This window comes from Enterobacter cloacae complex sp. 2024EL-00227, from assembly GCF_043945315.1.
In the GTDB taxonomy this organism is placed as follows: domain Bacteria; phylum Pseudomonadota; class Gammaproteobacteria; order Enterobacterales; family Enterobacteriaceae; genus Enterobacter; species Enterobacter roggenkampii.
In genome coordinates, this window is the sequence record NZ_JBIMQP010000002.1 from 475,615 (window position 1) to 490,637 (window position 15,023).

At 57.6% G+C, this 15,023-nt stretch carries 12 protein-coding genes; 9 read left to right on the forward strand and 3 right to left on the reverse strand.

Annotated features, from left to right (window positions below; genetic code table 11):
- Positions 1-3 precede the first annotated feature (3 nt).
- From ACHH0Z_RS05230 to ACHH0Z_RS05240, 3 genes are all read right to left on the reverse strand, one after another.
- Positions 4-747, reverse strand: a complete 744-nt coding sequence (locus tag ACHH0Z_RS05230; protein WP_045407780.1) for a type 2 GTP cyclohydrolase I — start codon at positions 745-747, stop codon at positions 4-6.
- Positions 748-757: 10 nt separating this feature from the next.
- The gene (gene phrB, locus ACHH0Z_RS05235) at positions 758-2,170 is read right to left on the reverse strand and encodes a deoxyribodipyrimidine photo-lyase (RefSeq protein ID WP_045407782.1); all 1,413 of its coding nucleotides are present in this window, start codon (positions 2,168-2,170) and stop codon (positions 758-760) included.
- Positions 2,171-2,510: 340 nt separating this feature from the next.
- Entirely contained in the window at positions 2,511-2,717 is a 207-nt protein-coding gene (locus tag ACHH0Z_RS05240) for a YbfA family protein (protein ID WP_008501079.1), read from the reverse strand.
- 309 nt (positions 2,718-3,026) lie between these two features.
- On the opposite strand from ACHH0Z_RS05240, the gene kdpF reads away from it, so the two are divergent.
- The 9 genes from kdpF to potE all read left to right on the forward strand — a co-directional run bounded on the left by kdpF (position 3,027) and on the right by potE (position 14,957).
- Positions 3,027-3,116: a K(+)-transporting ATPase subunit F gene (gene kdpF / locus ACHH0Z_RS05245; protein ID WP_014069365.1), complete on the forward strand. Its 90-nt coding sequence runs from the start codon at positions 3,027-3,029 to the stop codon at positions 3,114-3,116.
- Positions 3,116-4,795 (forward strand): potassium-transporting ATPase subunit KdpA, encoded by a 1,680-nt coding sequence (gene kdpA, locus ACHH0Z_RS05250; RefSeq protein WP_045407784.1) that lies wholly within the window; start codon positions 3,116-3,118, stop codon positions 4,793-4,795. The genes kdpF and kdpA overlap by 1 nt, the downstream gene beginning before the upstream one ends.
- An 18-nt stretch (positions 4,796-4,813) precedes the next feature.
- The gene (gene kdpB, locus ACHH0Z_RS05255) at positions 4,814-6,862 is read left to right on the forward strand and encodes a potassium-transporting ATPase subunit KdpB (protein ID WP_008501077.1); all 2,049 of its coding nucleotides are present in this window, start codon (positions 4,814-4,816) and stop codon (positions 6,860-6,862) included.
- Between the two features lie 12 nt (positions 6,863-6,874).
- The gene (gene kdpC / locus ACHH0Z_RS05260; RefSeq protein ID WP_045407786.1) at positions 6,875-7,450 is read left to right on the forward strand and encodes a potassium-transporting ATPase subunit KdpC; all 576 of its coding nucleotides are present in this window, start codon (positions 6,875-6,877) and stop codon (positions 7,448-7,450) included.
- Positions 7,451-10,138 (forward strand): two-component system sensor histidine kinase KdpD, encoded by a 2,688-nt coding sequence (gene kdpD / locus ACHH0Z_RS05265; protein ID WP_008501075.1) that lies wholly within the window; start codon positions 7,451-7,453, stop codon positions 10,136-10,138.
- Complete coding sequence (gene kdpE, locus ACHH0Z_RS05270; protein ID WP_008501074.1) at positions 10,135-10,812, forward strand: two-component system response regulator KdpE; 678 nt, start codon at positions 10,135-10,137, stop codon at positions 10,810-10,812. Before kdpD ends, kdpE begins: the two co-directional genes overlap by 4 nt.
- A gap of 278 nt (positions 10,813-11,090) precedes the next feature.
- The gene (speFL, locus tag ACHH0Z_RS05275; RefSeq protein ID WP_003858645.1) at positions 11,091-11,195 is read left to right on the forward strand and encodes a leader peptide SpeFL; all 105 of its coding nucleotides are present in this window, start codon (positions 11,091-11,093) and stop codon (positions 11,193-11,195) included.
- A 253-nt stretch (positions 11,196-11,448) separates the two neighbouring features.
- Positions 11,449-13,647 (forward strand): ornithine decarboxylase SpeF, encoded by a 2,199-nt coding sequence (speF, locus tag ACHH0Z_RS05280; RefSeq protein WP_032674369.1) that lies wholly within the window; start codon positions 11,449-11,451, stop codon positions 13,645-13,647.
- A complete protein-coding gene (gene potE / locus ACHH0Z_RS05285) occupies positions 13,644-14,957 on the forward strand; it encodes a putrescine-ornithine antiporter (RefSeq protein WP_008501072.1) in 1,314 nt (437 codons plus the stop codon). Before speF ends, potE begins: the two co-directional genes overlap by 4 nt.
- The last annotated feature ends 66 nt before the right edge of the window (positions 14,958-15,023 follow it).

A 15,023-nucleotide genomic window follows, 5' to 3' on the forward strand; every position in this document is an offset into this window, starting at 1 on the left:
TCATCAGGCCGGATTAGGGATATCAATAAAGGTTACATCCAGATCGGTATTTTCCGTCAGCCACTCGCTGAGGGCCCGAATGCCGCCGCGCTCGGTGGCATGATGACCGGCCGCGTAGAAATGCAGCCCCTGTTCACGCGCCGAGTGAATGGTCTGCTCGGAAACCTCGCCGGTGATAAAGGCATCAACACCGAAGCGCGCGGCGCTGTCGATAAAGCCCTGCCCGCCCCCGGTGCACCAGGCAACGCGTTTTACCTGGTCCGCGCCCGTATCGCCGCACCACAGCGGGCGACGCCCCAGGCGCGCTTCAATCCACGAGGCCAGCTCCAGTCCGGGAACCGGCATCGCCAGCTCGCCCCACGGCACCAGCGGCTCGATTTCGCCCATTACGGTTATCCCCAACAGCTGCGCAAGCTGAACGTTGTTGCCCAGTTCCGGGTGTGCGTCCAGCGGCAGGTGGTAACCGTACAGGTTGATGTCATTTGCCAGCAACGTTTTCAGGCGGTTGCGCTTCATGCCGCGAATAATCGGTGATTCGTTTTTCCAGAAGTAGCCGTGATGGACAATCACCGCATCGGCTTCCTGACGGACAGCCTCGTCCAGCAGCGCCTGGCTTGCCGTGACGCCGGTGATAATTTTCTGCACCGTTTCGCGCCCTTCTACCTGCAGGCCATTTGGGCCGTAGTCGCTGAAGGAGGCGGTATTGAGTTTTTCGTTAATCAGGCGTTCCAGTTCACTGTTTTTCATCTTTATGCTCTCAAACTTTTCGGGCGGCTTCGTACGCCGCCAGCGTGGCGGTGCGCGCCTGTTTATGGTCAACAATCGGGCGGGGATAATCGAGCTTTACGCCCTGTTTATCCGCCCATGCCCACGGGTCGTGGATCGCTTTTGCAGGAACGTTCCTGAGCGCGGGCAACCAGCGGCGGATAAAGTCGCCGTTGGCATCAAATTTTTGCCCCTGAGTGGTCGGATTAAAAATCCTGAAATAGGGAGCCGCATCGGTGCCGGTAGAGGCCGCCCACTGCCAGCCGCCGTTATTCGCAGCGAGATCGCCGTCGATCAGCTGAGAGATAAAATAGCGCTCTCCGATACGCCAGTCGATAAGCAGATCCTTCACCAGAAAGCTGGCGGTAATCATTCGCAGGCGGTTGTGCATCCACCCGGTTTCATTCAGCTGGCGCATGGCGGCATCAACAATCGGATAGCCCGTTTCCCCTTTTTGCCAGGCCTGTAAACGTGCCGCATCGTGCTGCCATTTTACGTTGTCGGTCCAGGGGATGAACGGACGATGCTTACAAAGATCGGGATGATACGTCATCAGATGGCGATAGAATTCACGCCAGATGAGTTCGTTCAGCCACACCGAACCCGCCCCACCGTCCATCGCCTGCGGCTGCTCGGCCAGAAGACGATGTAAACACTGGCGAGGAGAGAGTACGCCCAGCGCCAGGCTTGCCGATAAGCGGCTTGTCCCTTCAATCGCCGGGAAATCCCTGCGCGCGTCGTACTCTCCCGCGCCCTGTTTGCAAAACTGGCGCAGCTTCGCAATTGCTGCCTTCTCGTTTGCGGGGAACAGAAGCTCATCGAATGTCTGTTGGGGATAGTTAAACGTTAATTCAGGCAGCGTGGTTATAGCTTCCCCTCTGGCTGCGGGTGCGGGTACGCACTCCGGCAGCGCCTCTTTCAGACGTTTAACAAAAGCATTTTTAAACGGCGTGAACACTTTATACATTTCATGGCCGCCGGTCATGACGCTGCCCGGTGCCAGCATTACGCTGTCATCAAATCCTTCACAAACCACCTCGCCCAGAATGTTCTCCAGTTGGCGATCCCGCAGCCGTTCGTTCAGCTCGTACTGGTAGTTATAAAAAAGATGCGTGACGCCGTTCTGCTGACATACCTCCCGCAACATCTTAAGCTGCGCGGCAAAGTCACTGACCTCTTTGTAGATCAGCGGGATACCTTTTTCAGCCAGTGAGTGTTGCAGATCGTTCAGATGCGATTTGAGGTAAGCCGCCTGCCGCGGGGCCATATCATGCTGCTGCCACTGTTCAGGCGTAGCGATAAACAGCGCCAGCACGCTGGCGTCATCGGAACGGCAGGCTGCCGCGAGTGCGAAGTTGTCATGTACGCGCAGGTCCGCGCGAAACCAAACCAGATGGGTGGGCATAAAACTCCAGGCAAATATCCATTATGTCCGTAAGGGCATGCCGTAAAAGGAAAAAGCATGCATTGAACTACTTTGCCATGAAGTGTAGACGGGATGAAATAAAAAAGGCCGCCCAAGGCGGCCTTACGGACTGATGACAAGGTGCATGCTGTGCATTTCGCCCGGCGGCGCTACGCTTGCAAGGGCCTACAATGAAACATGCAATGCATTGATCTCTTTGCCCTGTGTAGGCCGGGTAAGCGCAGCGTCACCCGGCAAGAAAGACGACTATTATGTGCCTGTAAACCCTGACGAGGGGCTATCGCTCCCCCGGCGTTTTTTTCTGGGTGTCGTCTTAGTATCAGTAAAAATCGCAGGTCGCTTTCTCGGCCTGATCCATCCACACCGGCTTCTCGCTGGTTTTCGCCCAGACGCGGTGCAGATAGCTATAAAAACGTGCACGATCTTTCCAGAACAGCATCACCGGCAGAGCCAGCACGCCAGCCACTACGGCGAAAGCGCGGCGCATGAACACGATATGAGCCGGAAACTCTTTATAAAGATCCATATTTTTCTCCCCTATAGTTGGCCGGAAACGTCATCCGGAAAATTCAAAATCTGTGACCTGGCTAAAATAATATCGCTTTGTTTGTAATTTTACTACTCATCCGACCACTTATTTTCGTCCGTTTAGCCAAAATTTACATTCACGCCGTAATTAAGTTACAAAAAAGTTAACGATTTACTTATCAATAGTTAAATTGTGGGCTTTGCCATTTTTATACTTTTTTTACACCCGCCCTTCTCATTTTTGCGAAATCTTTGCGCCATAAATCCTACCGTTAGCACAACAACAAAAGTCACCCGGAGGTGGATTGTGAGTGCAGGTCTTATTGCCGGCATCGTGCTGGTGTTCCTGTTATTGGGTTATCTGGTTTATGCCCTGATTAATGCGGAGGCATTCTGATGGCTGCTCAGGCGTTTTTGCTTATTGCCAGTTTCTTAGTGGTGTTGTTCGTCCTGGCAAGGCCACTGGGCTCGGGGCTGGCACGGCTGATCAATAACGTTCCCCTGCCCGGCACGGGAAGCGTTGAAAAAGGGATCTGGCGCGTACTGGGTATAGACGATCGGGAGATGAACTGGCGTGACTATCTGATCGCCATTCTGCTGCTGAACATTGTCGGACTCATTGCGCTTTTTGCCATGCTGATGTTGCAGGGTGTCCTGCCTTTGAATCCGCAGCAGTTACCGGGCCTGTCCTGGCATCTCGCGCTAAACACGGCGGTCAGTTTTGTCACCAACACCAACTGGCAGTCCTATGCCGGTGAAACCACGCTCAGCTACTTCAGCCAGATGGTCGGGTTAACCGTGCAGAACTTCCTCTCTGCCGCGAGCGGTATTGCGGTGATCTTCGCGCTAACGCGTGCGTTTGCGCGCCAGAAAGTGAGCACGCTGGGTAACGCGTGGGTGGATCTGACGCGCATTACCCTGTGGATCCTGCTGCCGATTGCGCTGCTGATCGCGCTGTTCTTCATTCAGCAGGGCAGCCTGCAAAACCTGCTGCCTTACGCACCTTATACCTCGCTGGAAGGCGCAAAACAGCTCCTGCCGATGGGGCCAGTGGCGTCGCAGGAAGCCATCAAAATGCTCGGAACGAACGGCGGCGGCTTCTTCAACGCCAACTCCTCGCATCCGTTTGAAAACCCGACCGCCCTGACCAATTTTGTGCAGATGCTGGCGATTTTCCTGATCCCCGCCGCGCTCTGCTTTGCCTTTGGCGACGTGGTCAACGATCGCCGTCAGGGGCGTACCCTGCTCTGGACCATGTCGCTGATCTTTGTGGTCTGTGTTGCGCTGGTGATGTGGGCCGAATGGCAGGGTAATCCGCACTTCCTCTCACTGGGTGCAGATAGCGCAATCAACATGGAAGGTAAAGAGAGCCGCTTTGGCATTCTCGCCAGCAGCCTGTATGCGGTGATCACCACGGCAGCGTCGTGCGGGGCCGTCAATGCCATGCATGATTCCTTTACGGCACTGGGCGGCATGATCCCGATGTGGCTGATGCAGATTGGTGAGGTGGTGTTTGGCGGCGTGGGCTCCGGTCTTTACGGCATGCTGCTGTTCGTGCTGCTGGCGGTGTTTATTGCCGGTCTGATGATTGGCCGCACCCCGGAGTATCTGGGTAAAAAGATCGACGTTCGCGAGATGAAGTTAACCGCACTGGCGATTCTGGTCACCCCGGCTCTCGTGCTGCTCGGCACCGCGCTGGCGTTGATGACCGAGGCTGGACGCAGCGGCATCTTTAACCCCGGCATTCACGGCTTTAGCGAAGTGCTGTATGCCGTCTCCTCTGCCGCCAACAACAACGGCAGCGCCTTTGCAGGCTTAAGCGCCAACTCTCCGTTCTGGAACTGTCTGCTGGCGTTCTGCATGTTTGTGGGCCGCTTCGGGATCATTGTGCCGGTTATGGCGATAGCCGGATCGCTGGTGAACAAAAAAATCCAACCGACCACCACCGGAACGTTACCGACCCACGGCGCGCTGTTTATCGGCCTGCTGACGGGCACCGTGTTGCTGGTCGGCGCCCTGACCTTTATCCCCGCCCTCGCGTTAGGCCCGGTCGCGGAATACCTCTCTTTACGCTGATTTTGCGGAGAAATTGTCATGAGTCGTAAACAACTGGCCCTGTTCGAACCGTCATTAGTTCGCCAGGCGCTCATGGATGCGGTGAAAAAGCTGAGCCCGCGCGTGCAGTGGCACAACCCGGTGATGTTTATCGTCTGGGCGGGAAGCGTCCTGACCACCGCCCTGGCGATTGCCATGGGAACGGGCCATATGCCGGGAAATGCGATGTTTACCGGCGCCATCAGCCTGTGGCTGTGGTTTACCGTGCTGTTCGCCAACTTTGCAGAAGCGCTGGCGGAAGGCCGGAGCAAAGCCCAGGCCAACAGCCTGAAAGGGGTGAAAAAGACCGCCTTCGCACGCAAGCTACGTGAGCCGAAGTACGGCGCGCAGATGGACCACGTTCCGGCAGATGAACTGCGTAAAGGCGATGTGGTGCTGGTGGAAGCCGGTGACATCATCCCTTGCGACGGCGAAGTTATTGAAGGGGGCGCATCGGTGGATGAGAGCGCTATTACCGGCGAATCCGCGCCGGTGATCCGTGAGTCCGGCGGCGATTTCGCCTCCGTGACGGGCGGGACGCGCATTCTCTCCGACTGGCTGGTGATCCAGTGCAGCGTTAACCCGGGTGAAACCTTCCTCGACCGGATGATCGCCATGGTAGAAGGCGCACAGCGCCGTAAAACGCCAAACGAGATTGCCCTGACCATCCTGCTGGTGGCCCTGACCATTGTCTTCCTGCTGGCAACCGCGACGCTGTGGCCGTTCTCCGCCTATGGCGGTACCGCGGTCACCGTCACGGTGCTGGTGGCGCTGCTGGTTTGTCTGATCCCCACCACCATCGGCGGCCTGCTGTCGGCCATCGGCGTGGCCGGCATGAGCCGTATGCTCGGTGCCAACGTCATCGCCACCAGCGGGCGTGCGGTGGAAGCCGCCGGTGACGTGGATGTCTTGCTGCTGGATAAAACCGGGACCATTACCCTCGGCAACCGTCAGGCGTCGGATTTCTTACCCGCCCCGGGCGTGGATGAAAAAACGCTGGCGGATGCCGCGCAGCTCTCATCCCTTGCCGATGAAACCCCGGAAGGCCGCAGTATCGTGATCCTCGCCAAGCAGCGCTTTAACCTGCGCCAGCGCGACGTTCAGAGCCTGCACGCCACCTTCGTGCCCTTCACGGCGCAAACCCGCATGAGCGGAATTAACATTCAGGATCGCATGATCCGTAAAGGCTCGGTTGACGCGATTCGCCGCCACATTGAGGCCAACAACGGTCATTTCCCGCCGGAAGTGGACAGCCTGGTCGAAAGCGTGGCCCGTCAGGGGGCGACGCCGCTGGTGGTGGCCGAAGGCGCGCGCGTGCTCGGGGTCATTGCCCTGAAGGACATCGTCAAAGGCGGCATCAAAGAGCGCTTTGCCCAGCTGCGTAAAATGGGGATCAAAACGGTGATGATCACCGGGGATAACCGTCTTACCGCCGCGGCGATTGCTGCCGAAGCGGGCGTGGATGATTTCCTTTCCGAAGCCACACCGGAAGCCAAGCTGGCACTGATTCGTCAGTATCAGGCGGAAGGCCGTCTGGTGGCAATGACCGGTGACGGGACCAACGATGCTCCTGCCCTCGCGCAGGCCGACGTGGCGGTGGCGATGAACTCCGGTACCCAGGCCGCAAAAGAGGCGGGCAACATGGTCGACCTCGACTCTAACCCGACCAAGCTGATTGAAGTGGTGCACATCGGCAAACAGATGCTGATGACGCGCGGTTCGCTGACCACGTTCAGTATCGCCAACGACGTGGCGAAGTATTTCGCCATCATTCCGGCCGCGTTTGCTGCGACCTATCCGCAATTAAACGCCCTGAACGTGATGCACCTGCACTCTCCGGCCTCGGCCATTCTGAGCGCAGTGATTTTTAACGCCCTGATTATTGTCTTCCTGATCCCGCTGGCGCTGAAGGGCGTGAGCTATAAGCCGCTCACGGCGGCCGCCATGCTGCGCCGCAACCTGTGGATTTACGGCCTGGGCGGGCTGGTGGTGCCCTTCGTCGGTATCAAGGTTATCGACCTGCTGTTGACGCTGTTCGGCCTGGTTTAAAAGGTGAATCAAATGACCATGTTACGCCCCGCTATACTTCTGTTTATTCTGCTGTCTCTCATTACCGGCGGGCTGTACCCGCTGGTGACCACCGCGCTGGGCCAGTGGTGGTTTAAGGATCAGGCTAACGGCTCGCTGATACTGCAAAATGGTGAAAACCGCGGCTCTCGCCTGATTGGTCAGACCTTTACGGATGCCCGCTACTTCCAGGGACGCCCTTCCGCCACTGCCGAAAGCCCGTATAATCCGATGGCATCCGGCGGCAGCAACCTGGCGGGCAGCAACCCCGAGCTGGACAAAGCCGTCGCTGAGCGCGTAACAGCCCTGCGCGCCGCGAATCCGCAGGCCAGCCGTGACGTTCCCGTGGAGCTGGTAACCGCCTCGGCCAGCGGGCTGGACTACAGCCTGACGCCGGCAGCGGTGGCCTGGCAGATCCCGCGCGTCGCCGCTGCCCGTCAGCTGACCGACGAACAGGTGAGCAGGCTTGTGGCAGAGCACACGCAAAAGCCGCTGGTCAGCTTCATCGGCACGCCCGTGGTAAATATTGTTGAGCTGAATCTGGCGCTGGACGCGCTAAGGAAAAACTAAATGACCGACGAGCCCATGCGCCCGGATCCGGACAGGCTGCTTGAACAGACGGCTGAAGCCCATCGCGGCAAACTGAAAATTTTCTTTGGCGCCTGCGCGGGCGTCGGGAAAACCTTCGCCATGCTGACGGAAGCCCAGCGGCTTCGGGCGCAGGGGCTCGATATTCTGATCGGCGTGGTTGAAACCCACGGACGCAAAGAGACGGCATCACTGCTGAAGGGGCTGGCTACCCAGCCGCCTCGCCGCATCAGCCACCGCGGTCGGTTAGTCACCGAATTCGATCTCGATGCCGCCCTCGCCCGCCGCCCCGCGCTAATCCTGATGGACGAGCTGGCGCACAGCAATGCGCCAGGCTCGCGCCACCCCAAACGCTGGCAGGACGTTGAAGAATTACTTGAAGCCGGTATCGATGTGTTCACCACGGTTAACGTTCAGCATCTCGAAAGCCTGAACGACGTGGTCAGCGGCGTGACCGGCATTCAGGTACGCGAGACGGTGCCCGATCCCTTCTTCGATTCCGCGGATGAAGTGGTGCTGGTCGACCTGCCGCCCGATGATTTGCGCCAGCGCCTGCACGAAGGCAAAGTCTATATCGCCGGCCAGGCCGAGCGCGCCATCGAACATTTCTTCCGTAAAGGCAACCTGATTGCCCTGCGCGAGCTGGCCCTGCGCCGAACCGCCGACCGGGTGGACGATCAGATGCGCGCCTGGCGCGACCTGCAGGGCCAGGAACGCGTCTGGCACACGCGGGATGCCATCCTGCTGTGCGTGGGCCACGGCAGCGGCAATGAAAAGCTTGTCCGCACCGCCGCGCGCCTGGCGGCCAAATTTGGCAGCGTCTGGCATGCGGTGTATGTTGAAACGCCGCAGCTGCACGCGCTGCCCGAAAACCAGCGTCGTGCGATCCTGAGTTCGCTGCGCCTGGCGCAGGAGCTGGGCGCGGAAACCGCCACCCTTTCCGATCCGCAGGAAGATAAAGCCATTCTGCGCTACGCGCGCGAGCATAACCTGGGGAAAATCGTCATTGGCCGTCGTCAGCATCGGCGCTGGTTTAGCCGAGAATCCTTTGCCGACAAGCTGGCCCGTCGCGCGCCGGATCTGGATCTGGTGATCGTGGCGCTGGACGACAAACCTACCCCCTTACCCAATCGCGCGCCGGACAGCCGTACCTTCAGCGATAAATGGCGTATTCAGCTTCGCGGCTGTCTTGTCGCCGTCGTGCTCTGCGCCCTGATTACCGTGATTGCCAGCCAGTGGCTGATTGCGTTTGATGCCGCCAACCTGGTGATGATCTACCTTTTGGGCGTGGTGGTGGTGGCGCTCTTCTACGGGCGCTGGCCGTCGGTCCTGGCGACGGTGATCAACGTCATCAGCTTCGATCTGTTCTTTATTGCCCCCCGCGGGACGCTGGCCGTCTCGGACGTACAGTACATCCTCACCTTTGCCGTCATGCTCACCGTCGGGCTGGTGATCGGCAATCTGACGGCGGGCGTGCGCTATCAGGCGCGCATCGCCCGCTATCGCGAACAGCGCACGCGCCATCTCTATGAGATGTCGAAATCGCTGGCGGTGGGCCGCACGCCGCTGGATATCGTGCAGACCAGCGAGCAGTTTATCCGCTCGACGTTTCATGCCAGCAACCTGATTTTACTCCCGGACGAACACGGCAAGCTGCGCCCGCTGACCTCCGCCACAGGCATGACGCCCTGGGACGAAGCCATCGCGCGCTGGAGCTTTGACAAAGGCTTACCGGCGGGCGCAGGGACCGACACCCTCCCCGGCGTGCCCTACCAAATTCTGCCCCTGCGCAGCGCCGATAAAAATCAGGGGCTGGTCATCGTGGAGCCTTCCAACCTGCGCCAGCTGATGATCCCCGAACAGCAGCGTTTACTGGAGACGTTTACGCTGCTGGTTGCCAGCGCGCTGGAACGACTGGCCCTCACCGCCAGCGAGGAACAGGCCCGGCTGGCAAGCGAGCGTGAAAGCATTCGTAACTCGCTGCTGGCGGCGCTGTCTCACGATCTGCGTACCCCGCTCACCGTCCTGTTTGGTCAGTCAGAAATTCTGACGCTGGACCTGGCGGCGGAAGGCTCGAAGCATGCCCTTCAGGCCAGCGAGATCCGCCAGCACGTGCTGAATACCACGCGCCTGGTGAATAACCTGCTCGACATGGCGCGTATCCAGTCGGGCGGTTTTAACCTCAAAAAAGAGTGGCTCACGCTTGAAGAGGTGGTGGGCAGCGCGCTGAAAATGCTCGAGCCCGGCCTGGGCGGGCGACATATTGCGCTGAACATGCCCGAACCCCTGACCTTAATTCACGTTGATGGTCCGCTGTTTGAACGGGTGCTGATCAACCTGTTGGAAAATGCCGCCAAATATGCGGGCGCCAGCGCGCAGATTGGGGTGGATGCAACGGTGGACGACGGCGCGCTTCGCCTTAACGTCTGGGATACCGGCCCGGGCATTCCTGCCGGGCAGGAGTTGGCTATTTTCGAGAAATTCGCGCGCGGCAATAAGGAGTCGGCCATTCCGGGCGTGGGGCTGGGGCTGGCCATTTGCCAGGCGATCATTGACGTGCATGGCGGCTCCATTTCCGCGGAGAATCGTCCGGAAGGCGGTGCGCGTTTTTGTGTTACACTTCCTCTGGAAACCCCGCCAGAACTTAATGAATTACCAGAGGATTTGTGATCAACGTTCTGATTGTTGAAGATGAGATCGCCATTAGCCGTTTTCTGCGCGCTGCGCTGGAAGGAGACGGTCTGCGCGTCCATGATGCAGGTACGCTTCAGCGGGGGTTAATTGAAGCCGCCACCCGCAAGCCGGACCTGGTGATCCTCGATCTGGGTCTCCCGGACGGTGACGGCATCGATTTTATTCGTGAAGTCCGTCAGTGGAGCCAGATGCCGATCCTCGTGCTCTCCGCCCGTACTGAAGAGACGGATAAAATCGCCGCGCTGGATGCCGGGGCGGATGACTACCTGATTAAACCGTTTGGCATCGGCGAGCTACAGGCTCGCCTGCGCGTGGCGCTGCGTCGCCACAGCGCCACCACGCCTGCCGATCCAACCTACACGTTTGGGGATATCCGGGTTGACCTGGCCGCGCGGCGCATTGTGCGCGGCGAAGAGGAAATTCACCTCACGCCCATCGAATTTCGCCTGCTCGCCGTGCTGCTCAACAATCACGGCAAGGTTCTCACCCAGCGCCAGCTGTTAAGTCAGGTGTGGGGGCCCAACGCCGTGGAACATAGTCACTATTTACGCATATATATGGGGCACCTTCGTCAGAAACTCGAAGTCGACCCCGCTCGCCCTCGCCATTTATTAACTGAAACCGGTATCGGTTATCGGTTTATGCTCTGAATAACTATTCAGTTTATTTTTAAATAAAATAAAAACCTCTCAGAAAATATTTCATAAATAATCCACTCGATATTTTTTGGGTTATTTATGCCCATTCAAAACATTTGCAATACATTCTGTTAACCCGATATCAACAAATCAGAATTTTGATCTGCGATATTCATCAAAAACGACTATTTATTTCTAAAATGATCGGTTAACGGTGATCTCCTTCACAGTTAATCGCGTTTTCCTGGATAAAATGACCGTGCTTTCAATTACTGAAAGGAAAATAAATCATGGAAAACAACAATCGTTTAATGCCCCATATAAGGCGGACAACACATATCATGATGTTTGCCCACCGAAACTGCTTTGACTTTCATCTCTTTAATGCCCGGTAGTCCTTCGACTTCTGGCGCATTCGCTTACAGGTTACCCTGAAACATCTTATTTTAGAGGCCATTGCCTGTGAACGCGTGCGCTCATTCATTTTGATTCAGACCCATCCGCACCGGGCGGACTGAATTTCAATCATCAAAAAGCAATGTACTGATTTTAATCAGCGGCCACCCTTTGCTTTTTTTCCGGAAAATTATCGATTTCTTTTTTGCAAGAAATCGAGGGACGCTTATTACCTAAAATAAAGAGAGAAAGATGAAAAGTTTAAAAATCGCAGCCAGCCGCGCCTGTCCGGATTGCTTTACCACCCAGCGTGAACTGGTGGATGTCCGGGCCTCGGATTATATCGACGTTGCCGCTATTGTGCTGGCGGTCAGTGATATTACCGACGGCATACTGGAAGAAATAGAAGCCACCGGATTTGGCATTCCTGTTTTTGTCGCGACGCATAAAGAAGAATTCATTCCGGCAGATTATTTATCGCGCATTCATGGCGTATTTGAGTATTCAGACACCAGCAACGACTTTTATGGACGCCAGCTGGAGGCGGCTGCCCTGAAGTATGAAACCCAGCTGCGCCCGCCGTTTTTCCGCGCCCTTGTCGACTATGTAAAACAGGGCAACAGCGCGTTTGACTGCCCGGGGCATCAGGGCGGCCAGTTCTTCCGCCGCCATCCTGCCGGTAATCAGTTCGTTGATTTCTTTGGCGAGACGCTTTTCCGCGCCGATCTGTGCAACGCCGACGTGGCAATGGGCGATCTGCTGATCCACGAGGGCGCGCCGTGCATCGCACAGCAGCATGCGGCGAAGGTCTTTAATGCCGATAAGACCTATTTCGTGCTCAACGGTACCTCGTCATCCAACAAAGTGGTGCTGAACGCCCTGCTCACCCCGGGCGACCTGGTGCTGTTCGACCGTAATAACCACAAATCCAACCATCACGGTGCCCTCCTCCAGGCAGGCGCAACGCCGGTCTATCTGGAAACCGCGCGCAACCCGTACGGCTTTATCGGCGGCATTGACGCCCACTGTTTTGAAGAAAGCTATCTTCGCGAGCTGGTGGCAGAAGTCGCACCCGGCCGTGCACGCGATGCGCGTCCGTTCCGTCTGGCGGTGATCCAGCTGGGCACCTACGATGGAACCATCTACAACGCCCGCCAGGTGGTGGATAAGATTGGGCACCTGTGTGATTACATCCTGTTTGACTCGGCCTGGGTGGGTTACGAGCAGTTTATTCCAATGATGGCCGACTGCTCGCCGCTGCTGCTGGAGCTGAACGAAAACGACCCGGGGATTTTGGTTACCCAGTCGGTGCATAAACAGCAGGCCGGCTTCTCCCAGACCTCGCAAATTCACAAGAAAGACAGCCACATCAAAGGTCAGCAGCGCTATGTCCCGCATAAGCGGCTGAATAATGCCTTTATGATGCACGCCTCCACCAGCCCGTTTTATCCGCTGTTTGCCGCGCTGGACATCAACGCCCGTATGCATGAAGGCCAGAGCGGCCGCAACATGTGGATGGACTGCGTGGTGAACGGGATTGAGGCGCGAAAATTAATCCTGGAGAACTGCCAGTATCTGCGCCCCTTCGTGCCGGAGACGGTGGATGGCCGTCCGTGGGAAAGCTGGGACACGGCGGAGATTGCGACCGATCTGCGCTTCTTCCACTTCGTACCGGGTGAAAACTGGCACGCTTTTGAAGGCTACGCCGAGCATCAGTATTTTATCGACCCGTGCAAGCTCCTGCTGACCACGCCGGGCATTAACGCCCGCACCGGGGAGTATGACGGCTTCGGCGTGCCTGCCACCATCCTCGCCAACTTCCTGCGTGAAAACGGCATCGTGCCGGAGAAATGCGATCTCAACTCGATCCTGTTCCTGCTCACGCCTGCGGAAGATATGGGCAAGCTGCAGCAGCTGGTGGCGCAGCTGGTGCGTTTCGAAAAACTGCTCGAGAGCGATGCTCCATTAAAAGAGGTGCTGCCTTCCATCTGCAGACAACATCCGGAACGTTACGCGGATTACACCCTGCGCCAGATCTGCCAGGAGATGCATGACCTGTACGCCCGTCACAACGTGAAACAGCTGCAGAAAGAGATGTTCCGCAAGTCTCACTTCCCGCGCGTGATGATGAACCCGCAGGACGCGAACTACGCCTATCTGCGCGGAGAAGTGGAACTGGTCTCCCTGCGCGACGCGGAAGGCCGCATCGCCGCGGAAGGCGCCCTCCCTTATCCACCGGGGGTATTGTGCGTGGTTCCAGGGGAGGTCTGGGGCGGCTCCGTGCTGCGCTACTTCGCCGCGCTGGAAGAAGGCATCAACCTGCTGCCGGGCTTCGCGCCGGAGCTGCAGGGTGTGTACGTCGAAGAGTGCGAGGGCCGCAAACAGGTTCGCTGTAACGTCATCAAACAACCCGCCGCTCAGCCCGCGCTGCTGAAAGGAGAGAAATTATGAGTAAGTCCAATAAGATGGGCGTGGTGCAGCTGACCATCCTCACCATGGTGAACATGATGGGCTCCGGCATCATCATGCTGCCCACCAAGCTTGCCGAAGTAGGAACCATTTCAATTATCTCCTGGCTGGTGACCGCCGTCGGCTCGATGGCGCTGGCGTGGGCATTTGCCAAGTGCGGGATGTTCAGCCGCAAGTCAGGCGGCATGGGGGGCTACGCCGAGTATGCCTTTGGCAAGTCGGGCAACTTTATGGCCAACTATACCTACGGGGTGTCACTGCTGATCGCCAACGTGGCGATTGCCATCTCCGCCGTGGGCTACGGTACGGAGCTATTTGGCGCAACGCTTAGCCCGGTACAGATTGGCCTGGCCACCATCGGCGTGCTGTGGATCTGCACCGTGGCTAACTTTGGCGGGGCGCGTATCACCGGACAGCTCTCCAGCATCACCGTCTGGGGCGTGATTATTCCGGTTGTCGGCCTGTGCATCATCGGCTGGTTCTGGTTCAGCCCGACCCTGTACGCCAACTCCTGGAACCCGCACCATGTGCCGTTCTTCAGCGCAGTCGGCTCTTCTATCGCCATGACGCTCTGGGCCTTCCTGGGCCTGGAATCCGCCTGCGCCAACGCAGAAGTGGTTGATAACCCTGAAAAGAACGTGCCGATTGCGGTCCTCGGCGGTACGCTGGGCGCCGCGGTGATCTATATCGTCTCGACAAACGTCATCGCGGGCATCGTTCCGAACATGGATCTGGCCAACTCCACGGCGCCGTTCGGGCTGGCCTTCGCGCAGATGTTCACGCCGGAAGTCGGGAAAGTGATTATGGGTCTGATGGTCATGTCATGCTGCGGTTCACTGCTTGGCTGGCAGTTCACCATCGCACAGGTATTTAAATCTTCGGCTGATGAAGGTTACTTCCCCAAAATCTTCTCCCGTGTGACCAAAGCCGATGCGCCGGTGCAGGGCATGCTGGCGATTGTTATCTTCCAGAGCGGATTGTCGCTGATGACCATTAGCCCGTCGCTGAACAGCCAGTTCAACGTGCTGGTCAACCTGGCGGTGGTGACGAACATCATTCCGTATATTCTGTCGATGGCGGCGCTGGTGATTATTCAGAAGGTTGCGAAGGTGGATCCGCGCAAGGCGCGTGCGGCCAATATCGTGGCGCTGATTGGCGCAATCTACAGCTTCTATGCGCTCTATTCCTCCGGCCAGGAAGCGATGCTGTATGGTGCGATGGTGACCTTTATGGGCTGGACGCTGTACGGTCTGGTGTCGCCGCGGTTTGAATTGAAGAATAAGCACAGTTGAAAAAAAGCCCGGTGGCGCTAGCGCTTACCGGGCCTACGATCGTTGTTGTAGGCCGGGCAAACGCAG